Source organism: Cupriavidus necator A5-1 (genome assembly GCF_000744095.1).
GTDB lineage: Bacteria > Pseudomonadota > Gammaproteobacteria > Burkholderiales > Burkholderiaceae > Cupriavidus > Cupriavidus necator_A.
The window spans coordinates 117,173-139,117 of sequence record NZ_JQLI01000003.1; the positions used below are offsets into that span (position 1 = coordinate 117,173).

Annotated in this window: 15 protein-coding genes and 1 pseudogene; 11 read left to right on the plus strand and 5 right to left on the minus strand. The window is 68.7% G+C overall.

All coding sequences use genetic code 11. The features are described 5' to 3' along the window. Positions 1-402 precede the first annotated feature (402 nt). The 4 genes and pseudogenes from K307_RS21590 (at position 403) to K307_RS21605 (ending at position 8,844) form a co-directional block, all read left to right on the plus strand. Positions 403-2,798, plus strand: a pseudogene (locus K307_RS21590) (carbohydrate-binding family V/XII). Between the two features lie 210 nt (positions 2,799-3,008). Next, positions 3,009-4,244 carry an efflux RND transporter periplasmic adaptor subunit gene (locus tag K307_RS21595; protein WP_042882649.1) on the plus strand — a complete coding sequence of 412 codons (1,236 nt, stop codon included), beginning with the start codon at positions 3,009-3,011 and terminating at the stop codon, positions 4,242-4,244. Further along, positions 4,241-7,399 carry an efflux RND transporter permease subunit gene (locus K307_RS21600; RefSeq protein ID WP_042882650.1) on the plus strand — a complete coding sequence of 1,053 codons (3,159 nt, stop codon included), beginning with the start codon at positions 4,241-4,243 and terminating at the stop codon, positions 7,397-7,399. The genes K307_RS21595 and K307_RS21600 overlap by 4 nt, the downstream gene beginning before the upstream one ends. Further along, a complete protein-coding gene (locus K307_RS21605; protein ID WP_042882652.1) occupies positions 7,396-8,844 on the plus strand; it encodes an efflux transporter outer membrane subunit in 1,449 nt (482 codons plus the stop codon). The genes K307_RS21600 and K307_RS21605 overlap by 4 nt, the downstream gene beginning before the upstream one ends. A gap of 43 nt (positions 8,845-8,887) precedes the next feature. On the opposite strand, the gene K307_RS21610 is transcribed toward K307_RS21605, so the two are convergent. The 3 genes from K307_RS21610 to K307_RS21620 form a co-directional block, all read right to left on the minus strand. Beyond that, on the minus strand, positions 8,888-10,243 hold the full coding sequence (locus K307_RS21610) for an MATE family efflux transporter (RefSeq protein WP_042882654.1): 1,356 nt from the start codon (positions 10,241-10,243) through the stop codon (positions 8,888-8,890). Continuing rightward, on the minus strand, positions 10,236-10,751 hold the full coding sequence (locus K307_RS21615; RefSeq protein ID WP_042882655.1) for a winged helix-turn-helix transcriptional regulator: 516 nt from the start codon (positions 10,749-10,751) through the stop codon (positions 10,236-10,238). The genes K307_RS21610 and K307_RS21615 overlap by 8 nt, the downstream gene beginning before the upstream one ends. A gap of 132 nt (positions 10,752-10,883) precedes the next feature. Next, entirely contained in the window at positions 10,884-11,798 is a 915-nt protein-coding gene (locus K307_RS21620) for a LysR family transcriptional regulator (RefSeq protein WP_042882657.1), read from the minus strand. Positions 11,799-11,863: 65 nt separating this feature from the next. On the opposite strand from K307_RS21620, the gene K307_RS21625 reads away from it, so the two are divergent. The 5 genes from K307_RS21625 to K307_RS21645 all read left to right on the plus strand — a co-directional run bounded on the left by K307_RS21625 (position 11,864) and on the right by K307_RS21645 (position 17,639). After that, complete coding sequence (locus tag K307_RS21625; RefSeq protein WP_329955920.1) at positions 11,864-13,450, plus strand: acyl-CoA synthetase; 1,587 nt, start codon at positions 11,864-11,866, stop codon at positions 13,448-13,450. Positions 13,451-13,501: 51 nt separating this feature from the next. Further along, a complete protein-coding gene (locus K307_RS21630) occupies positions 13,502-14,497 on the plus strand; it encodes a Bug family tripartite tricarboxylate transporter substrate binding protein (protein ID WP_042882662.1) in 996 nt (331 codons plus the stop codon). A 255-nt stretch (positions 14,498-14,752) separates the two neighbouring features. Continuing rightward, a complete protein-coding gene (locus K307_RS21635; protein ID WP_042882664.1) occupies positions 14,753-16,252 on the plus strand; it encodes a chloride channel protein in 1,500 nt (499 codons plus the stop codon). A gap of 190 nt (positions 16,253-16,442) precedes the next feature. Beyond that, positions 16,443-16,700 carry a hypothetical protein gene (locus K307_RS21640; RefSeq protein WP_051975087.1) on the plus strand — a complete coding sequence of 86 codons (258 nt, stop codon included), beginning with the start codon at positions 16,443-16,445 and terminating at the stop codon, positions 16,698-16,700. 207 nt (positions 16,701-16,907) lie between these two features. Continuing rightward, the gene (locus K307_RS21645; RefSeq protein WP_042882666.1) at positions 16,908-17,639 is read left to right on the plus strand and encodes a hypothetical protein; all 732 of its coding nucleotides are present in this window, start codon (positions 16,908-16,910) and stop codon (positions 17,637-17,639) included. Positions 17,640-17,684: 45 nt separating this feature from the next. On the opposite strand, the gene dapB is transcribed toward K307_RS21645, so the two are convergent. Together dapB and K307_RS21655 are read right to left on the minus strand one after the other, a co-directional pair. Then, positions 17,685-18,494, minus strand: coding sequence for a 4-hydroxy-tetrahydrodipicolinate reductase (dapB, locus tag K307_RS21650; RefSeq protein ID WP_042882667.1), 810 nt, complete (start codon positions 18,492-18,494; stop codon positions 17,685-17,687). A gap of 46 nt (positions 18,495-18,540) precedes the next feature. After that, the gene (locus K307_RS21655) at positions 18,541-18,990 is read right to left on the minus strand and encodes an Lrp/AsnC family transcriptional regulator (protein WP_042882668.1); all 450 of its coding nucleotides are present in this window, start codon (positions 18,988-18,990) and stop codon (positions 18,541-18,543) included. Between the two features lie 129 nt (positions 18,991-19,119). Here K307_RS21655 and K307_RS21660 point away from each other — a divergent pair, with 129 nt between their 5' ends. Together K307_RS21660 and K307_RS21665 are read left to right on the plus strand one after the other, a co-directional pair. Next, the gene (locus K307_RS21660) at positions 19,120-20,301 is read left to right on the plus strand and encodes a saccharopine dehydrogenase C-terminal domain-containing protein (protein ID WP_042882670.1); all 1,182 of its coding nucleotides are present in this window, start codon (positions 19,120-19,122) and stop codon (positions 20,299-20,301) included. After that, positions 20,298-21,815: an aldehyde dehydrogenase family protein gene (locus tag K307_RS21665; protein ID WP_042882671.1), complete on the plus strand. Its 1,518-nt coding sequence runs from the start codon at positions 20,298-20,300 to the stop codon at positions 21,813-21,815. The genes K307_RS21660 and K307_RS21665 overlap by 4 nt, the downstream gene beginning before the upstream one ends. The last annotated feature ends 130 nt before the right edge of the window (positions 21,816-21,945 follow it).

Genomic DNA, 21,945 nt, shown 5'->3' on the forward strand with positions numbered 1-21,945 from the left:
TGGAGTGGGTGAAAGATGAGGCCGCGGCAGGGCGCCTTCAAGGGCGAACGCGCGGCGTCGCACCGCCAGGAGAAGCAAGATGCACACCCGCCGCATCTGCACGGCGCGCAATGGCGCATTGTGGCTTGATGCGGCCGGCTTGCGGCGCGATTCTCTTTTTATCCGCAGCGCCTCATCCGGCAGCCATGGCGGGCTCCTGGCGAACGCACGGCGGAGCCGCAGCCCGCAGTGTGATCTGTCTTTCTTTGGACCGATCCTGAATCTTTTCAAATCCGATTGTTCGCCTGTCCAGCCTAATTTAGATTCGCACCATGGGCCGGGTGTTGTGCAGCATCGTGCCCGTGCAGGGCCTCGCCGCGGCTGGCGCTGCCGGCGCGGGGCCGCTTCTTCCCGGAGAAACCCATGTCCTTCCGCCTGAAGCAGACCGGCGCCCTGATCGCAGCGGCCTGGCTTGCGCTCTCACCCCTCGGCACGCAGGCCGCCACGCCGCCACAACCGGCCGCAGCGGCGCTCGCCTGGCCGCGCAACTTCGATGCCGCCAGCGAACACGTGGAGTTGTACCAGCCGCAGATCGAGACCTGGGAGGGCAACCAGATGTCGGGCCGCGCCGCGGTGGCGGTGGGGGCGAAGGACGGCTCGCCCACCTATGGCGTGGTGCATTTCACGGCCATGGCCGATATCGACAAGCCGTCGGGGCTGGTGCAGCTGACCAGGCTCACGATCGAAAGCGTGGAGGTGCCGACCCGGCCCGACGCCGCCGACCGCGTGCGCCAGGCGCTGGTGTCGCGCCTGCCCGCCAACGGGCTGACCGTGCCGCTGGACCAGCTGCAGGCCAGCTACGCGGTGTCGCGGCAACTGGCCAAGGCGGACCGGGTGGCGGTCAGGAACGATGCGCCGCAGATCCTCTTTGCCACCACGCCCACGCTGCTGGTGCTGATCGACGGCGACCCGGTATGGCGTACGGTGCCCGGCACGCAGTACGAACGCGCGCTCAACAGCCGCGCGCTGCTGTTGCGCGACCCCGGTGGCGAGCTGTACCTGCAGGCCGCCGGCTACTGGTACCGCTCCGAATCCGCGGGCGGCGCCTGGGAGGTGATGTCCAACGTGCCCCAGGCGTTGCAGTCCGCCGCGAGCAAGGCCGCCGCGGGGATGAAGCCCGACAGCCTGTTGCCGGCCGAAGGCAAGCGTCCATCCACCGCGCCGGCGATCGTATTCGCCACCCGGCCGACCGAGCTGGTCATCACGACTGGCGCGCCGCGCATGGCACCGGTGAGCGTGGTCGGCCTGCTGACGGTGTCCAATGCCGACCACGCCGTCTTTATCGACCCGGCCACCAACCAGTATTACTTGCTGGTCTCCGGCCGCTGGTTCCGCGCGCCGATGCTGACCGGGCCCTGGCAATACGTGCCCGGCAACGAGCTGCCCGCGGATTTTGCCAAGATACCGCCGACCGATCCCAAGGCCAACGTGCTGGTGTCGGTACCTGGCACCCTGCAGGCGCGCGAGGCGACGATCGCCGCCTGATCCCGCAGACGGCCACGGTATCGCGCAGCAAGGCCAGCCTGAGCGTGGCTTACGACGGCGCGCCGCGCTTCACGCCGATCACGGGCACCTCGCTCAGCTACGCCGCCAACACTGGCACGCCGGTGATCGAAGTCGACCGCAGCCACTACTACGCGGTCGCCAACGGCGTCTGGTTCACGGCATCGGCGCCGGTCGGGCCATGGCGCGTGGCGACCGAGGTGCCGCCGGCGATCTATACGATCCCGCCGACCTCGCCGGTGTACTACGTTACCTATGTGCGCATCTACGCAGTCACGCCCGAGACGGTGGTGGTCGGCTATACCCCCGGCTACATGGGCGTGGTGGTCAGCGCCGACGGCACCGTGGTGTACGGCACCGGCTATGTCTATCCGCCCTACGTGGGCACCGTCTACTACGGCTATCCGGTCACCTACGGCTATGGCGCGGGCTTTGGTATCGGCATGGCCGAAGGCTTTGCCTTCGGCTTCGCCGCGGGAGCGATCTGGGGTGCGCCCTCGCCATACTGGGGCCCGTACTGGTGGGGCGGCACATACAACTGGAACTACGTCAACGTGAACCAGGCGAACTTCTACGGACGCTGGGGCCAGGGCACGGTGACCCATGCGCAGGGCTGGAACGCGTGGACCGGCACGGAGTGGCGCGGCACGGCGGGCTCCGGCTACAACCCTGCCACCGGCGCCCGCTACCAGGGCAGCCGCGGCGCCGCTTTCAACCCGTACTCGGGCGACTACGCGGCGGGCCGGCAGGGCTCGTTCGCCAACCCCTCGACAGGGCGCGAAGGCGCCGCGCGCGGGGGCGTGGCCGGCAATCCCTACCCCGGCAACTACGCCGCCGGCCGCCAGGCTGCCGGCTACGACGCGCAGACCGGCCGCGTCGGCGCCGCCGAGGCCGGCATTGCCGGCAATACCCAGACCGGCCAGCACACCGCCGCCAGCCGCGGCTTTGTCGCCAACCCCGGCAAGGACAACGCCGTGGTGTGGAACAACGGCAACGTCTATGCCGGCCATGACGGCTCGGTCTACCAGCACACCGACAGCGGCTGGCAGAAGCACACGCCCGGCGGCTGGGAGCCGGTGCAGACCAACAACGAGGTTACCGGCCGCCTGGAGCAGCAGCGGCAGGCGCGCGAGCTCGGCCAGCAGCGCTTCAGCGGCGTCGCGCAGCATTGGCAGGGGCGGGGGTTTGGCGCGGGCGGCGGCTTGGGTGGCCGGGGCTTGCGCGGCGGCGGCGTCCATGGGGACTTTCGCCGTTGAGTACCACGCTACCCGGCGGGTGCTGAAATCACGGCCGGCTCGGCTCGAAAGGAGTTAACACGCGCTCGAAAAGATTGAATTGGCGCGCGCAAACGCCGGCCTTACGCTGCACAGAAGGTGCGAGCTCAGGATGTGCTGCGCCCATCGGGGAGGGCAGGTCCCGAAGTTACGCGCCGGCACGCAAACCAACCATGGCGGGAGGAGGTCCCCGTGAAAACTGTGTTCCACTGGCGCAGCACAATGTGCCTGGCGTGCCTGGTGATGTTGGCGGCCTGCAGCAAGGAAAAGCCGGCGGCGGTGGCGCCGCCCGCGCTCCAGGTCGGCGTGATGACGGTGGCGTTGCGCGATGTACCCATCGTCTACGACTTTGTCGGCCAGACCCAGAGCTCGCAGCAGGTGGAGATCCGCGCGCGGGTCAACGGCTTCCTCGACCGGCGGGTCTATACCGAAGGCGCGGTGGTCAAGACCGGCGAGACCATGTTCCTGATGGATCCGAAGCCGTTCGCCGCCGCGCTTGACGCGGCTAACGCCGAGCTGGCGCAGCAGCAGGCGCGGCTGAAGACTGCCAACGCCGACCTGGCCCGTGTCAGGCCGCTGGCCGAGCGCAACGCCCTGAGCCAGCGCGACCTTGATGACGCGACCGGCAAGCAGCAGGCCGCTGCCGCTGCCGTCGAGGCGGCCCGCGCGAACGTCACCAATGCCAGGCTGAATCTCGGCTACACCACCATCAAGTCGCCGGTCAATGGGGTGTCCAGTTTTGCCAAGAAGCAGGCGGGCAGCTACATCGATCCCTCCAACAGCCTGCTGACCTACGTCGCCAAGCTCGACCCGATGTGGGTCAACTTCAGCCTGTCAGAGAACGAGGTCCTGGCGGCCCGCTCCGAAACGGAATCCGGCGCGCTGAGATTCCCGGATAAGGGCGCGTTCGACGTTGTGATCGTGCTGGCCGACGGCAGCCAGTTCCCGCATCACGGCAAGATCACTTTTGCCGATGCCGCCTTCAACTCGGAGACGGGCACCTACATGATCCGTGCGGAAGTCTCCAACCCCGAGGGCACGCTGCGGCCAGGGCAGTTCGTGCGGGTCAAGCTGCACGGTGCCGAGCGCACGAAGGCCATTGCGGTGCCGCAGGATGCCATCATCCAGGGGCCGCGCGGGCAACTGGTCTGGGTGGTGGGCCAGGACAACAAGGCCCAGCAGCGCGTAGTAGAGGTCGGCCAGTGGACCGGTGACAACTGGGTGGTGCGCTCGGGCCTGAAGGCTGGCGAGCGCGTGGTCGTCAGCGGCGGGCTGCGGCTGACGCCCGACGCGCCGGTCAAGGCCACCGAGGTCGTGCCCGGACAGAAGCCCCCGGCAGGTGCGGCGCCCGCCAGCGCGCCGGGTGCGCCAGGCGCGTCATCCCCCGCCCAGGCCAAGGGCACGCAGAGCGCAGGGAGCAAGCCATGAAGCTTGCCCACTTCTTTATCGACCGACCCATCTTTGCGTCGGTCCTGTCCATCATCATCGTGGTGGGCGGCCTGGTTGCGCTGACCAAACTGCCGATTGCCCAGTTCCCGGACGTTACGCCGCCGTCGATCACGGTGACGACGCGATACCCCGGAGCCAGCGCGGAAGTGGTCGCGCAAAACGTCGCGGCGCCGATCGAGCAGCAGGTCAACGGCGCGGACCACATGATGTACATGAACTCGACGAGTTCCTCGACGGGTGACATGACCTTGACTGTGTATTTCGAGATCGGGACCGATCCGCAACTGGCGCAGGTGGACGTGCAGAACCGGGTCAACCTGGCGCTGCCGACCCTGCCTGAAGCGGTCACGGCCCAGGGCGTTTCCGTGCAGAAGCGCTCGTCCGCGTTCATGATGGTGATTGCCATCTTTTCGCCGGACAACAGCTACGACCAGACCTTTGTCGGCAACTACGCCAACATCTATGTGATGGATGCGCTCAAGCGCATTCCCGGCGCCAACCAGTCGGCAATCTTCGGCAATCCGGACTACGCGATGCGGATCTGGCTGCGGCCGGACCGGATGGCGTCGCTGGGCATTACCACGGAAGACGTCAAGAACGCTGTCAGCGCGCAGAACCAGCAGTTCTCGGCCGGCCGTATCGGACAGTCGCCGACCACGGGCACGGTCCTGCAGACATTCCCGATTGCGACCAAGGGCCAGATGACCGAGCCCGCCGAGTTCGAGAACATGATCCTGCGCGCGCAGTCGGGCGACGCCGCGCTGGTAAGGCTCAAGGACATCGGCAGGGCCGAGCTCGGCATCAAGGACTATTCGCTGCGCAGCCGCTACAAGGGCAAGACCGCCACGCTGCTGGCGGTCTACCAGCAGCCGGGCGCCAATGCGCTGGACGTGGCCAAGCAGGTGCGCAGCACGCTGGCGGAACTGAAGAAGTCGTTCCCGCCGGGGCTCGAATATGAGATCGCGCTCGATACCACCGAGTTCGTGCACGAATCGATCAACGAGGTGGTGCACACGCTGCGCGATGCGGTGATCCTCGTGATCCTGGTCGTCTACCTGTTCTTGCAGAGCCTGCGCGCAACGATCGTGCCGATCCTTGCCGTGCCGGTGTCCATCATCGGCGCCTTCGTCGGCATGAGCATGTTCGGCTTCTCGGTCAACATGCTGACCTTGTTCGGGATGGTGCTGGCCATCGGCATTGTGGTTGACGACGCGATCGTGGTGATCGAGAACGTCGAGCGCAACATGGTGGAGTTCAAGCTGCCGCCAAAGGAGGCGGCCAAGCGTGCCATGGACGAGGTGAGCGGCCCCGTGGTTGCCATCGTGCTGGTGCTGCTGGCGGTGTTTATCCCGGTGGCGTTCCTGTCCGGCATTACCGGCCAGCTCTACAAGCAGTTTGCCGTCACCATCGCGGTGTCGGTGGTGCTGTCCGGGGTGGTGGCACTGACCCTGTCGCCGGCGCTTGCGGCAATCCTGCTCAAGCCCGGCGAGCACAAGAAGAACCGCTTCTTCCAGTGGTTCAACAATTCGTTCGATCGCCTGATACAGGGGTACGACAAGTCGCTGCAGGTCGTGATCAGGCGGACGGTGATCTCCATCGTCATCATCCTTGTCATGATCGGGGTGAGCGTGCTGATGTTCGTGCGGATACCGTCGTCGTTCCTGCCGGTGGAGGACCAGGGCTATCTGTTCGGTGCCGTGGTGATGCCGGATGCGGCCAGCCTGGACCGCACCGGCAACCTCTCCTCCCGTGCCGAGACCTGGTACGCCAAGCAACCCGGCGTCAGCTCGGTGGCGTCCGTGGACGGGTACAGCCTGATCGATTCGCAGAATAAGGCGAATGCTTCCACCTTGTTTATCACGCTGAAGGGCTTCCATGAACGCAAGGAGGGCGAGAGCGCGGCGGACCTGATCGTCAGGGCGAAGAAGGAGTTTGCGAGCTACCAGGACGGTGTGACCATTCCGATCAACCCGCCCTCGATCCCGGGCCTGGGAACGACCGGTGGTTTTGAGTTCTGGCTCCAGAGCACGGCGGACGGCACCTACCAGCAACTGGAGGAGCGGGTGCATGCCTTTATCGCCAAGGCCCGGCAGCGGCCAGAGCTGACGGGGATCAATTCCACCATCAACACGCGCTCGCGCCAGTTGCTGGTGGAGGTGGATCGCGAACGCTCCGAAACCCAAGGCGTGCCCGTCGAGCAGGTCTATTCCGCGCTGCAGACCATGTTCGGTTCGCTCTTCGTCAGCCAGTTCCCGAAGAACAGCCGGCTGTTCCAGGTGATCCTGCAGGCCGAGGCCGACTACCGCTCGCGTCCGGAGGATCTCGACAAGGTCTACGTGCGCAACCGTAACGGCGAAATGGTGCCGATCAAGGCGGTGACGACATCCCGGTATGTCCCAGGCGCCGATATCATGACCCGCTTCAACAATTTCCCGGCCGCCAAGATCATGGGCGATGCCGCGCCGGGCTACAGCTCTGGCCAAGCGCTTGCGGCCATGGAGGACGTGGCGCGGGAAGTGCTTGGCCAGGGCTACAGTTTTGCCTGGAGCGGACAGGCGTACGAGGAGAAGACCGCCGGATCGACGGCAGCGATGGTCTTTGCCTTTGCCTTGCTGATGGTGTTCCTGATCCTCGCGGCGCAGTACGAAAAATGGTCGCTGCCGTTCGGTGTCCTGCTGGCGGTACCGTTCGCGCTGTTCGGTGCACTGGTTGCCATCCTGTTGCGCGGCATGCAGAACGATGTCTACTTCCAGATCGGGCTGACGGTGCTGATTGCGTTGGCAGCGAAGAATGCCATCCTGATCTTCGAGTTCGCGGTGGAAATCCGGCACAAGGAAGGCCTCAGTGCCTACGATGCCGCCTTGCATGCGGCCAAGCTGCGCCTGCGCCCGATCATCATGACCTCGCTCGCCTTTATCCTCGGCTGCGTGCCGCTGGCGATCGCAAGCGGCGCGTCGGCGGCCAGCCGACAGTCGCTGGGCACCGGCGTGATCGGCGGGATGCTCGGCGCCACGGTCATTGCGCTGTTCTTCATCCCGATGTTCTTCTGGGGGCTGGAGGTGATGTCCGAGCGCAAGCCGAAGCCCAAGGTCGGGGCCGCGCCCACCACGCCACCTGCCGGAGAACCGTCATGAGCGCGCGCCACCGGCTGGCCGGCGCCTGCCTGGCCGCGGCGCTGGGCGGCTGCGCCATCGGCCCCAACTACGAGCGCCCGGCCACGCCCGATCCCGCCCAGTACCGCATCGACGCTGGGGTGCTGGCCGTAGCGGCGGACAGCGCGTGGTGGGACAGTTTTGGCGATCCGGTGCTGAACGCCCTGGTGGAGACGGCGCTGCGCAACAGCTACGACGTGCGCATCGCGGCCGCCCGCATCGACGAGTTCCGCGGCCAGCTGATGGTGGTGCGCGCCGGTTTCTTTCCACAGCTCAACCTGACGGCGTCGGCCGCGCGCCAGCGCGCCGGCACCTTCAACGGCACGCCATTCGCGTCGCTCGACGGCCCGCGCAACACCTATCAGCTCCTGGCTAATGCCAGCTGGGAAATCGACCTGTGGGGCCGTATCCGCCGGCAGGCCGAGGCGGCCGAGGCCAGCCTGTGGAACGCCGAGTACGCGCGCCGTGGCGTGGTGCTGTCGCTGGCGGCCTCGGTGGTGCAGGGCTACGCCACCTTGCGCGGGCTTGATGCGCAGCTCGAGATCGCGCAGCAGACGCTGCAGGCGCGCGGGCAGGGGCTGGATATCTTCCGGCAACGCTATGAGGGCGGGGTGATCTCGCAGGTCGAGCTGTCGCAGGCAGAGAACGACTTCTACGTGACCGAGGCGACGATCCCGGCGTTGCGTAGCGGCATCGCGCAGACCGAGAATGCGCTGTCGGTGCTGCTGGGCCGCGAGCCCGGGCCGATCGAGCGCGGCAAGCCGGTCATCGAACTGCAGCCGCCGCCGGTCGGCGCCGACCTGCCGGCCGCGCTGCTGTCGCGCCGGCCCGACGTGTTGCAGGCCGAGCAAACCGCCATCGCCGCCAACGCGCAGCTTGGCGCCGCGCAGGCGCTGTACCTGCCGGCGGTCAACCTGAGCGGCCTGTTCGGCGCCATCGCCAGTTCGCCGGCGGGGCTGTGGCACAGCGCTTCGCAGGTATGGGGCTTCGGTGCCGGGCTGACCCAGCCGATCTTCCAGGGCGGCGCCATCCGCGGCCAGGTGCAGACCGCATCGGCGCAGCGCGAGCAGGCCATGCTGGCCTACCAGGGCACCGTGCTGGCGGCGCTGGCCGACGTCAACAGCGCCCTGTCCAGCGGCATCGAGACCCGCAACCGGTTGGTGAGCCTGCGCCTGCAGGAGAAGAGCCTGGTGGTGTATGCCGACCAGTCGAGTGCGCGCTACGAGGGCGGATATTCCAGCTACCTGGAGGTGACCACGGCGAAGGAGAAGCTGTTCGCCGCGCAGCTTTCAGCGGTGCAGGGGCAGGTGGATGTGCTGACCAGCACCGCGGCGCTGTACAAGTCGCTCGGCGGCGGCTGGCCGTCGGTGGTGCAGGATGTACGCGATGCGGGGATGCAGCGGGATGCGAAGGTGTTGGCGCGGTAGGGGAGCCCGCCGCCGGTCGCGGCTTGCGCCAATGCCGCAATGCTTATCGCGCCGACCACTCCCCCTGCCTGACCCCCATCGCCGTGACCACGCCATAGGCCGTGATCCCCAGCGCCACCCCCAGGAAATGCCCGTCCAGCCCCATGCCGAACACATTGGCCAGCATCCACCCGCCGCCAACGGCCAGCGCGATGCGGGACAGCCCGGCGGCCACCGGCCAACGCATGCGGCCGGCACCCATCGACGCAAAGTACAGCGCCATGCCGAGGCCGAAGCCACCGAAGGCCGGCCCCACCCATGACAGCGCGCGCGCGGCGATGTCGATCACTTCCGCATCGTTGGTGAAGAGGCTGGCAAAGCGCAACGGCGCCAGGCCCACCGCGGCACCGGCCGTGCCGGCAATGGCCAGCGCCAGGAATGCACCGACCCACGCCGTGCGGCGCGCGGTGTGCCAGTCGCCGGCACCCACGGCGCCGCCGACCAGCGCGGTCAGCGCCGAGCCCACGCCGAAGGCGAGCGGGATCATCAGGAATTCCAGCCGCGCCGAGATGCCATAGGCCGCCACCGCCGCAGTGCCGTGGTGGCGCAACTGCGCGGTGACCAGGATGGTGGTCAGGTTGCCGACCGCCGCCAGCGCGCACGCCACCAGGCCCACCGACAGGATGCGCGTAAACAGCTCCCACGACGGCCGCACCCGCAGCACCGGCACGAAGCCAGCGCCGCCGCGCGCCACCACGATCGCCATGGCCAGCGCCGCCGCCCACGACACCGTCGCCAGCGCCGCGCCGATACCGGCCAGCCCCATGCCGGCAGGCTCGGCCAGCAGCCACGACAGCGGCGGGAAGGCGATCCACATCAGCGTGAGCACGCGCGCGGCCAGCGCATGGCGCCCGCCGCCGCGCAGCACCGAGGCCAGCGTGTTGGCCAGCCAGGCCGGAATCGCGCCGGCGCCGAACAGCCAGATTGCATAGGTGGCGGCCGCGTCGGCGGCAGTGGTCCCGCCCACTGCCCCCAGCACGCCGCGCGGAAATCCCGCCAGCACTACGGCAAAGGTCAGTCCCGCGGTCACCGCGATCAGCAGCGCATGTACGACCAGCGACGACGCCTCTTCGCGCCGGTTGGCGCCCAGCGCGCGCGCGATCGCCGCGACCACGCCGCCGCCCATCGCGCCGGTCGACATCTGCTGCAGCAGCAGCGCAAAGGGCAGCACCACGGCCCAGCCGGCCAGCGCCGCCGTGCCCTGGCGCGCGGCCAGCCAGGTTTCGATCAGCTGGGCCACGGCCTGCAGCAGCGCGATCAGCGCGGTCGGGCCGGCCAGCTTGCCGATGCGGCGGGCGAGTTCGGAGGCCGGCACCGCCTCGGTCGGGACGGCGCCGGCAGGCAGGGCGCTATCACTCATGGCTGCCCTCCGCGCGGCTGTCGATCGTTTCGGCGTCGCCAAAGCGCCGCTGCAGGAAGCGGCCTGCCCCCGGGCCGGGCAGCACGCGCAGGTCGTCCAGCGTGATCTCGGTGCCATCCGCGCGCGCCAGCGCCGGCTCGGTGATTTCCTTGCCGGTGCGGCGGTCCTGCAGCAGCGTCAGCGGCCCCTTTTCATCGGTCATCCAGCGGTCGGCCCAGGCTTTGAGCGCGACATAGGCGGGGAAAAAGTCGCGTCCCTTGTCGGTCAGCTGGTAAATGTGGCGGCCGCCGCCCTCGGGTGTAACGCGCGCCAGCAGGCCGTGCGCGACCAGCGTCTTGAGGCGGGCGCTGAGGATGTTGGGGGCGATGCCCAGGTTGCGTTCGAATTCGTCGAAGCGCGTGCTGCCGTAGAAGGCCTCGCGCAGCACAAGGATGGCCCAGCGCTCGCCCAGCACCGCCATGGAGCGGGCGACGGGGCAGGGCATCGAAGTGAAATCTGTGGGGGGCATGGTCTTCGCCTCTGGCGTTGTCGGCTTGCTTTCAATTTGCAAGTTTTCTGGATCATAGCTTGCAATCTGAAAGTTTGCTTCGTGCCCGCGCAGAAGCCGTTCGTTCACCGGCCGGTGTGCCGGGGCAGGCGCTCAGGGTGCGGTGTCCTGAAACACCTCCAGCTTGCCCAGTTCCTCGCGCATGAACTCGATCAGGGCCCGCGTCGCCATCGACGGATGCAGGTTGGGCGTGGTGATGATGAAGAGCCGATTGCCCAGTCCCTCTGGGCGCCAGTCCGGCAGCACCGGCACAAGCCGGCCGGCGCGCACTTCCTTCCAGCCGATGTAGACCGGCAGCTGGCCGATGCCATGCCCTTCGCGCACGGCGCGCGCCAGGAACAGGAAGTGCTCGGACTGCAGCTTCGGCGTCACTGCCACGTCCACGCGCTGGCCGTCGCGGTACAGCGAGAGCGCGAATTGCCGCGGCGGATAGGGTTGGCAGAGGAAATGGCAGCCGGCCAGGTCACCCGGCTCCCGCACGGGTGGGATACCTTCCAGGTAGGCTGGCGATGCATACAGTTGCCAGCGGATATCGCAGATTTCGCGGGCGACATGGTCCAGCGGCGGTGCCGAGGTGACCTTGAACGCGACGTCGATCTCGGCGGCGATCAGGTCGGTGACACGGTTGGCGAAGAGCACCCGCAGCGTGATGCCCGGGTGCTTCTGCGCGAACTGCAACAGGAGCGGGGCGATATAGGCGTCGCCCAGCCCGGTGGGCACGCTCACGCGCACATGCCCGCGCAGGGTCTTCCCCAGGCTGTCGATTTCGGCCTGCGCCGACGCCACCTCCTGCAGGATGCGCACGCCGTGCTGGTACAGCGCCTGGCCGGGTTCGGTCAGTTCCAGCCGGCGCGTGGTCCGGCGCAGTAACTGGGCGCCGGCCTGGTGCTCCAGCTCGCGCAGCTGGCGGCTGACCTGCGAGCGCGTGACGCCGCGCCGCCGGCCCGCCTCGGCCAGGTTGCCGGCGTCGACGATGTCGACGAAGGCCTGGATCAGGTTGAGGTCCATCCGGGATTGCCTGAAGAATTGTCACTTATGGCGCAACATTGTGATTCCGATGCGCGTGATTGTCGATGCACGGCTGCACCGATACATTGGTTAGCTGTCGGCCGCGCGCGGACCGGCGCCTGATCCCGCAGAACGCACAGCAATACAGGAGACAACGGATGGCCACGGACCTCTGGTTTGAAGACATGCATCGCACCGGCGACGAGCAGGTGGCGCGCGGCGCGCAACTGGCCGGCGGCCTGCGCACGCTGGGCGTGCAGGAAGGCGACGTGGTCGCGGTACTGCTGCGCAACGATCCGGCCTATGCCGACGTGGTCCACGCCTGCCGCACCGCCGGCTGCTACTACTGTCCGATCAACTGGCACTTCACCACCGAGGAAGTGCGCTTCCTGCTGACCGACAGCGGCGCCAAGGTACTGCTGGTCCAGGCCGACCTGCTGCCCGCGGTGCGCGAGGCCGTGCCGGCCGGCATGACGGTGCTGGCCGTGGGCGGCGCCGCCGAAGGCGCCATCGAATACGAAAGCTGGCTGGCGCAACAGCCCGCCTACGACGGCCCGCGCGTGGCCCCGCGCGGCCATATGGCCTACACCTCCGGCACCACCGGCCGACCCAAGGGCGTGGTGCGCCAGCCGGTGCCACTCGACCAGCTGGAAAGCCAGCTTGCGCGCATGCGCTCGGTGGTGCGGCAGACCTACGGCCTGGAGCCGGGCTGCCGTGCGCTGATGTCGGCGCCGCTGTACCACAGCGCGCCGGGCTCGTTTATCCAGAACGCGTTGCAGATGGCCGAGCGGCTGGTGCTCACGCCACGCTTCGATGCCGAGCAGGTGCTGGCGCTGATCGCAAAACACCGCATCGACGTGATCTACCTGGTGCCGATCATGTACGTGCGCCTGCTCAAGCTGCCTGCCGAGGTTCGGGCGAAGTACGACCTGTCGTCGCTGCGCTTCGTCGCCTCCACCGGCTCGCCATGCTCCCCTGACGTCAAGCGCGCCATGCTCGAATGGCTCGGCCCGGTGATCCACGAAACCTACGCCTCCAGCGAAGCCGGCATGATCACCGTCGCCACCCCGGCCGATGCCGCCGAGCGCCCCGGCACCGCCGGCAAGCCCGTCGACGCCGCGCAGCTGCGCATCCTCGACGAGGACGGCCGCCAGTGCGCGCCGGGCGAGGTCGGCCTGGTCTACGTGCGCCAGCCCGCCTATCCCGACTTCAGCTACCGCAACAACGACGCCGCGCGCCGCGCCATCGACCGCGACGGCCTGGTGACGCTGGGCGACATGGGCTATGTCGATGCCGACGGCTACCTGTTTATCTGCGACCGCGCCTCCGACATGGTGATCTCCGGCGGCGTGAACATCTACCCCGCCGAGATCGAGCACGAACTGGTGCGCTATCCCGGCGTGGCCGACTGCGTGGTGTTCGGCATCCCCGACGACGAATACGGCGAGCGCCTGCTCGGCATGGTGCAGCCGATGCCCGGCGTGGAGATCCGCGAGGCCGAGGTGATCGACTGGCTGCGCCAGCGCCTGTCTGGCTTCAAGGTGCCGCGCCGCATCGTGATCGAGGCGCAGCTGCCGCGCGACGAGACCGGCAAGCTCGCCAAGCGCCGGTTGCGTGACCGATACTGGGAAGGCCGCCAGCGGCGGGTCTGAGCGCCGGCGCCCACGGGCCGCACGAAAAAGACAGTGACAGGAGGAGACGCGATGCACAGCAACAACACCGGACGGCGCGCATGGCTCGCCGCGATGGCAGCCGGCGCGGGGTGCGCGCTGGCCATGTGGGGCGTGGCGCAGGCCGCTTACCCCGACCGGCCGATCAAGCTGGTGGTGCCGTACACGCCCGGCGGCTCGACCGACCAGTTCGGACGCGCGCTGGCCGACGGCATGTCGCGCCAGCTCGGCCAGACCGTGGTGGTGGAAAACCGCCCCGGCGCCGCCACCATGATCGGCACCAACAGCGTGGCGCGCGCACCCGCCGATGGCTACACCATGGTGCTGGCCACCAACGGCAGCATGGTGCTCAACCCGATGCTGTACAAAAAGATCACCTACGACCCGCCCAAGGACTTCAAGATCTTCTCCATCGGCGCCGAGGTGCCGCTGGTGGTGGTGACCAACGCCCAGGTGCCGGCCAACAATATCCGCGAGTTCGCGGCCTATGCCAGGTCGGCGGGCGGCAAGCTCAACTATGCCTCGGTGGGCCTGGGCAACGCGCTGCAGCTGGCTACCGAGATGCTCAAGACCGAGCTGGGCATCAACGTCACGCACGTCCCCTACAACGGCAGCGCGCCGGCGCTGGCGGCGCTGCTGGCCAATGATGTGCAGCTGATGGTCGACGTGGTCAGCACCTCGCTGCCGCATGTCAAGGGTGGCAAGCTCAAGGCGCTGGCGGTGACGGGTCGCACGCGGCTGGATGTGCTGCCCAACGTGCCGACGGTGGCCGAGAGCGGCTATCCGAATTTCCAGGCTGCGACCTGGTTCGGCCTGGCGGTGCCGGCGCAGGCGCCGGCGGATGCGGTGGCCAGGCTGCAGGCTGCGGCTTCGCACGTGCTGAAGGATCCGCAGTTTCGCTCGACCTTCAACGCGCTGGGGCTGATCGTGCAGCAGCCGCGCTCGCAGGCGGAGATCGACCGTTATATCGAGGCGGATCGTGAGCACTGGGGCAAGGTGATCCGGGCCAACAACATCACGCTGGACTGAGCTGGACCACGTAACGCCACGACTCCGATCAGGCGCCGGCCCTCACCCCCTGCCCTCTCCCGCAAGCGTCGCAAGCGGGAGAGGGCAGGGGGTGAGGGCAGGCGAGTCCGGACCACCACGCGTCAACACGCTACCCAACATCCTGCCGTCGATCACCGGCCAGCACCCGCCAGACGCCGCCACGATGGGCGTATAGTTCGATGTCATCCCGGCACCGCCCAGGCGCCGCACCGGATGCCTACGTAACCCCCTGTCATGACCGAGCGCGAGCCCACCGATCCCAAAGATCCGAATTCCGCCGATCCCGGTTCCCCGGATCCCGCCAACCACCCGGATCCGCAGGCGCCCTCCGACGCCAGCCCCCCACCCCCCGATCCCCGCCTGCTTAACCAGCTCAGCCGCCGCGCCCGCGTGGCGGCTTCGCGCAAGTCGCGCCAGGCGGGCCGCATCTCGCGCACCACGCTGCGCTACACCGTGTTCATGTTCGGCGCCGGCTGCGTGGGCTTGTTTTCGCTGGTGTTTGCCTGGATCGCCGAAGTCGCGCTGCGCTGGAACCACCAGCTGACCCAGGCCACCCCGTGGCTGGCATTCGTGATGCTGCCGTTCGGGCTGGCCGCCTTGCGCTGGCTGACGATCCGCCTGGCGCCGCAGGCGCGCGGCAGCGGCATCCCGCAGGTGATCGCGGCGGTCACGTTGCCGCCCGCGGGCGCCGCACAGACCGTGCTGGTGTCGTTGCGGCAATCGATGTGGAAGGTGGTACTGACCGCGCTGGCGCTGCTGGCGGGCGCCTCGGTCGGGCGCGAAGGGCCGTCGGTGCAGGTGGGTGCGGCGGCGATGCTGGCCTGGGGCCGCTGGTGCCAGGAGAAGCTGCGCTTTCGCATCGGCTTCCATCCCAATGCGCTGATCGCCGCGGGCGCCGCCGGCGGGCTGGCGGCGGCCTTCAACACGCCGCTGGCGGGCGTGGTGTTCGCCATCGAGGAGCTGGGCCGCGGCACCGCGGTGCGCTGGGACCGGCTGGTGCTGTCCGGCGTGCTGACCGCCGGCTTCGTGTCGCTGGCACTGCTGGGCAACAACCCGTATTTCGTCGTCAAGGTGCCGATGCTGGTGTTGCGCGACGCGTGGGGCCCGGTGTTGCTGTGCGCGGTGATCAATGGCGTGCTGGGCGGGCTGTTCGCCAAGGCGCTGATCGGCGGCGTGCCCGGGTTGCTGCCCGCGCACCGGCGCGCGTGGCCGACGCAGCATCCGGTGTGGGTGGCGTTCAGCTGCGGGCTGGTGGTGGCGGTGATCGGCGTGGCCACCGCAGGTGCGACCTTCGGCACCGGCTACGAGCAGGCCTCGGCGCTGATCAACGGTGAATCGCATGCCACGCAGTGGTTCGGCATCGCCAAGCTGGTGGCGACCGTGGTGTCCTACTTTGCCGGTATCCCGGGCGGCATCTTCACGCCGGCGGTGGCCATCGGCGCCGGCATCGGCGAGAACGTCGCGCACTTCGCCACTGGTATGGCCGAGCCGCGCGTGCTGGCACTGGTGTCGATGGCGGCGTTCCTGGCCGCGGCAACACAGGCGCCCATCACTGCCAGCGTGATCGTGATGGAGATGACGCGCACGCAGGACCTGACGGTGTTCCTGCTGGCGGCGGCGCTGCTGGCGTCGTTTATCTCGCGGCAGTTCTCGCCGCACCCGTTCTACCATCGCGCCGGCCGCGCGTTCCGGCGCGAGGCGCTGATGCTGGTACGCAAGGCGCCGGCGGGCTGAGCGGAGTCGTCGCGGGGCAGCGTTGCGCCGGCGCGTCGGCGCATCGGTCCCATGGCGCGCCGCCCGGCTTTGCCCTACCATGGCGCCGCGCAATGCCCACAGTGAAACCGATCGGGCCGCGCGTGCACCGGCGGCACACACACCAATGACAGGACGCCGGCATCCATGGGCAATGTTCCGGGGAGCACAGATGGCTTCGCAACGTCCGGCCGGCAAGACCCGGCCTCCGAGCAAGGAAAGCACCGGCCTGCGCGATGTCGGCCCCGACACCGTCTGGCATACCCGCGGCCTGCAGACGCCTTCGCGCCTGCGCGCGCCGGTGCCGGGCGCCCGGCGCACGCCGCGCCGGCAGTTGCCGCCCAGCCGCGTGCCGCGCCTGCTGGCGTGGGGACTGGTGCTGGTGATGGTCGCTACCTTCGTCCAGGCCTTCCTGCGCATGCACGGCTGAGCGCCGCCGCAAGTGCCGGAGCCGCCGTGGCGATCGGTTAAGCTGACGGTCGCCCCGTATCGAACCGGGTGGTGGTGACTTTTCCGTCACCACCGTGTGCCGGTGTCGCCCCGCGCGACCGCAATTCGCCCGGAACATCCGGGCGGGGGCGTGCTCCAACCCGGAGCCTCTTACCTGGGCTTATCCAGGTCTATCCAGGAGTCCGATTTGAAATTCCCCGTTGCCGGGCTGGCGTTTGCCGGCCTGCTGGGCGCCACCACCACCGGCGCCATCGCCGCGCCTGCCGCCGCAGCCGCTGCCAAGCCTGCTTCTCCGCCATCGGCCCAGTCCACGGCCCAGTCCGGCACCAGCGCGCTGGCGCCGATGCTCGGCATGCTGGAAATCGGCAATCCGCTGCCGGCCTTGCCCGATTGCGCCGACAAGCGCTCGCCCGACGGCCGCGACGTCACCGGGTTTTGCGTCGAACTGAAGGGCGACGGCCTGATGCGCCAGGTCGGCGTGCCGCGCGACAAGCGCCCCGCCTTCATGGACGGCCCGCACGTGGTGGCCTTTGTCGACCGCAACGCGCTGGTCGGGCTGATCGTGCCGACCGCCGGCGCCAATTCGCAGCAGGCCGCGGCCGACAGCGTCACGGCGCTGTACGGCAAGCCGTTCCGCCAGGAACAGGTCGACATGCGCGACAAGGGCGGCAAGACCGTCAAGACGCTGCACGCGGGCTGGATGCAGAAGCCGCTGACCGTGGAGCTGTACGCGATGCCGGAAGACCCCAACACCGGCACCATCGAGATGCTGCTGCCGCAGGCGCGCGTGCTGATGGCGGACAAGGACGCCGAGATCGACAAGCAACTCAATCCGGCGCCGGCCTCGGCGCCCGCGGCCAAGGCCGCCAAGCCGGCGCCCAAGGCGCCCGCCAAGCCGGAAAAGCCTGGTAGCTGGTAAGACCGCGGCGGGCGGCAGCGCCGCCCGCGAGTCAATGCGTTTGCCTCAGAGCCCTTCCATCACTTTGTCCAGCCCCCGCACCACGCCGCGCACGGTGTGGACCTTGCGGATCGCCAGCAGCGCGCCGGCGACATAGGGCGTGGAGCCGTCGCCGGCCTCGTGCTTCAGGTGCAGGCGCTGCCCGTCGGCGCCGAAGATCACCTCCACGCCAAGCTGGTAGCCCGGCAGCCGCACCGCATGCACCTGCGTGCCAGCCATGGTGGCGCCGCGCGTTTCCTTCGGGCCGTTGACCTGGTCGACCGGCACCACCTGCGCGGCGGACTTGACCTGGCCGAGCCGGTAGGCCAGCTCGCGCACCGTGCCCGAGGGCACGTCGACCTTGCCGGCCTTGGCGTAGTCGATGATCTCCCAGTGCTCCAGGTGGCGTGCCGCCATCTCGGCAAACTTCTGCAGCAGCACCACCGTGATGGCGAAATTGCCGCAGGCGAGCACGCCGCGGTCGGCCTTGCGCGCGGCTGCGTCGATCGCGGCATAGTCTTCGTCGGTCAGCCCGGAGGTGCCCACCACCACGTGCGCACCGTGCGCCAGCGCCTGCAGGATGTTGTGCTTGGCGATGGCCGGCTTGGTGTATTCGACATAGACGTCATAGGGCGTCTCGCCCAGCGCCTCGATGCTGGCGGCGGCCACGCCCGGGGTATCGGCATGGCCGGTCAGCTGCGCCAGCGGCTGCCCGGCGGCGCCGCGCGACAGGCCGGCCACCAGCGTCATGTCGGCCGCGTGCGCCACGCCGCGCGCCAGTTCGCCGCCGGCCCAGCCGGTCACGCCGCCCACGGCGACACGGATCGGATTGTTCATGTTGTGTTCTCCGCAATGGCTTGATCGGGTAGGCAGCATACCGCTTTCAGCCGGCAGCGCGCCGGCGGTCGAGCTTGCGCGCCAGCACGATCGAGGTGGTGGTGTGGTTGACGCCGTCGAGCATGCCGATCTCGTCCAGCAGCCGGTCGAGCCGGTCATGCGTGTCGCAGCGGATCGCCACCAGGTAGTCGACCGGGCCGCTGACGGAATTGACCTCCTCGATCTCCGGCAGCCGCTGCAGCGCGCGCAGGATGGCAGGCGCGGCCTTGGGCTGCACCGACAGGCCGCAGTAGGCCAGGATCGCGTTGTCTTCCATCTTCTGACCCAGCCGCACGCCGTAGCCGGCGATCACCCCCGAGCGCTCCAGCCGCGCGATGCGCGCGACCACGGTGGTGCGGGCGATACCCAGGTGCCGGGCGAGGTTGGCGGCGCTTTCGCGCGCATTGGCCTGCAGTAGTGACAGCAGGTGGCGGTCGGTGGCGTCGAGTTCTGTCATTTCGTCGGTGGGGCCCGTCGTTTCGTTCGATTATGGCGGGTTTTCGTCGTTCTTGGGCCTTCATTCCGTCGCAGCGGCTATCCATACTCGTGTCAACAGGAGCAATCTTTCTTGTGGACGGGAGACACCATGCAACCCTCGAACCTGGGCCGGCAGGGCCCGCGCGACCTGCCCAAGGCGGCCCGCCCGCTGCACGTGACGGTGCTGGGCGCGGGCAAGATCGGCCGCACCATCGCGGCGATGCTGCATGACAGCGGCGACTACCGCGTCAGCGTGGTCGACCATGACGCGCGCCGGCTGGACGGCCTGCCGCGCGGCGTGCTGGCGCGCGCCGGCGACCCCACCGAGCCGGGCACCTGCGCCGCGCTGCTGGCCGGCGCCGATGCCGTGCTCAACGCGTTGCCGTTCCATGCCGCCATCAGCGTAGCTTCGGTCGCGGCGCGCCTGGGCGTGCATTACTTCGACCTGACCGAGGATGTGGCCGCCACCCAGGCCATCCGCTCGCTGGCGCAGGGCGTGCGCTCGGTGCTGATGCCGCAGTGCGGGCTGGCGCCCGGCTTTATCGGCGTGGTCGGGCACGACCTGGCGCAGCGCTTCCTGCGCGGCGGCGGCGGCTTGCTCGACCTGCAGATGCGTGTCGGCGCGCTGCCGCGCTACCCCAGCAACGCGCTCAAGTACAACCTGACCTGGAGCACCGAGGGACTGATCAACGAGTACTGCAACCCCTGCGAGGCCATCGTCGACGGCCGCCGCGTGGAGCTGCCGGCGCTGGAGGGGCTGGAGAGTTTCGCGCTGGACGGCATCGAATACGAGGCCTTTAATACATCAGGCGGCCTCGGCACGCTGCCCGAAACGCTGGCCGGGCGCGCGCGCAATGTCGATTACAAGTCCATCCGCTATCCCGGCCACTGCACGCTGATGAAGCTGCTGCTCAACGACCTGCGCCTGCGCGAACGCCGCGAATGGCTGCGCGATATCTTCGACCGCGCCATCCCGGTCACCGAGCAGGACGTGGTAATCGTGTTCGCCACTGCCACCGGCTATCCCGCCGGCGGCGAACGGGGGCGCGGGCCGCTGACGCAGGCTTCGTTCTCGGCGCGCATCGGCGGGGTGGACGGCAACGGCGGGCATGTCAACGCGATCCAGCTGACCACTGCCGCGGGCATCTGCACCGCGCTGGATATGGTGGCGACCGGTGCGCTGCCGCAGTCCGGCTTCGTCCGGCAGGAGCAGATGCCGCTCGACGCCTTCCTGGCCAACCGCTTCGGCCGCCACTACACGCAGCACCCGCTACAGGAGATGCATGTATGAAAGCGCAACAGTTCGCTGCCTGCTGGGATTCGATCGGCCTGCCGCGGCCCTGGCACGAGGGCACGCCGGCCGGCACCGTGACCGTGCGCTCGCCGGTGGACGGCGAGGCCATCGGCCATGTGCCTGCCTGCACGCCGGCGCAGGCCGATGCGCTGATCGCGCGGGCCCACGCGGCGCAGAGCACCTGGGCGCTGCTGCCCGCGCCGGCGCGCGGCGAGATCGTGCGGCGCTTCGGCGAGGTGCTGCGCGAACACAAGCAGGCGATGGGCCGGCTGGTGTCGCTCGAGACGGGCAAGATCCTGCAGGAAGGGCTGGGCGAGGTGCAGGAGATGATCGACATCTGCGACTTCGCGGTCGGGCTGTCGCGCCAGCTGCACGGGCTGACCATTGCCTCCGAGCGCCCGCAGCACGCGATGCGCGAGACCTGGCACCCCTACGGGCTGTGCGGGGTGATCTCGGCCTTCAACTTCCCGGTGGCGGTGTGGGCGTGGAATTCGGCGCTGGCGCTGGTGTGTGGCAACGGCGTGATCTGGAAGCCGTCGGAAAAGGCCACGCTGTGCGCGCTGGCTGCGCAGGGGCTGCTCGAGCGTGTGCTGGCGGCGGCGGCGCCGCAGCACACCGGCATCTCGCCGGTGCTGCCGGGCGGGCGAATGCTGGGCAATCATCTGGTGTCGCACCCGGCGGTGCGGCTGGTCAGCGCCACCGGCTCGACCCGCATGGGGCGCGAGGTCGGCATCGCTTGCGCCGGACAGTTCAAGCGCAGCATCCTGGAGCTGGGCGGCAATAACGCGGCCATCGTGGCACCGTCCGCCGACATTGAACTGGCCGTGCGCGCGATCACCTTCGCGGCGGCGGGCACGGCGGGCCAGCGGTGTACCACGCTGCGCCGCTGCTTTATCCATGCCGACCTGATGGACACCATGGCCAGCCGGCTGATCACCGTGTTCGACCGCCTGCCCATCGGCGACCCGCTCGAAGACGGCACGCTGCTCGGCCCGCTGATCGACAACGCCGCTGGCGAGGCCATGGCCAATGCGCTGGCCGCCTGCCGCGCGCAGGGCAATATCGTGACCGGTGGCGAACGGCTGCTGACCGACCGCTTTCCACACGCCTGCTACGTGCGCCCCGCGCTGGTGATGACCGACGAGCAGCACGACACCATGCTGACCGAGACCTTCGCGCCGATCCTGTACCTGATGCCGTACACCACCTTCGACGAAGCGATCGCGCTGAACAATGCCGCGGCGCACGGGCTATCGTCTTGCATCTTCACGGAATCGATGCGCGAGGCGGAACGGTTCATGTCATCCGCGGGCAGCGACTGCGGCATTGCCAACGTCAACATCGGCACCAGCGGGGCGGAGATCGGTGGCGCGTTCGGCGGCGAGAAGGCAACCGGCGGCGGGCGCGAGTCGGGGTCGGATGCGTGGAAGGGGTATATGCGCAGGGCGACCAATACGATCAACTATGGCGATTCGTTGCCGCTGGCGCAGGGAATAAGGTTCGAGATCTGAAGGCGTCCCGAAGTCGATCAGATGTTTCCGTAGGGAATGGTAACAAGCCTTACATGCCTTTGACGCCGTATTACGCGGCCAGCCCGTATAACGTCAGCAGGGGCAGGCACATGCCCGATTCGACCCCAAG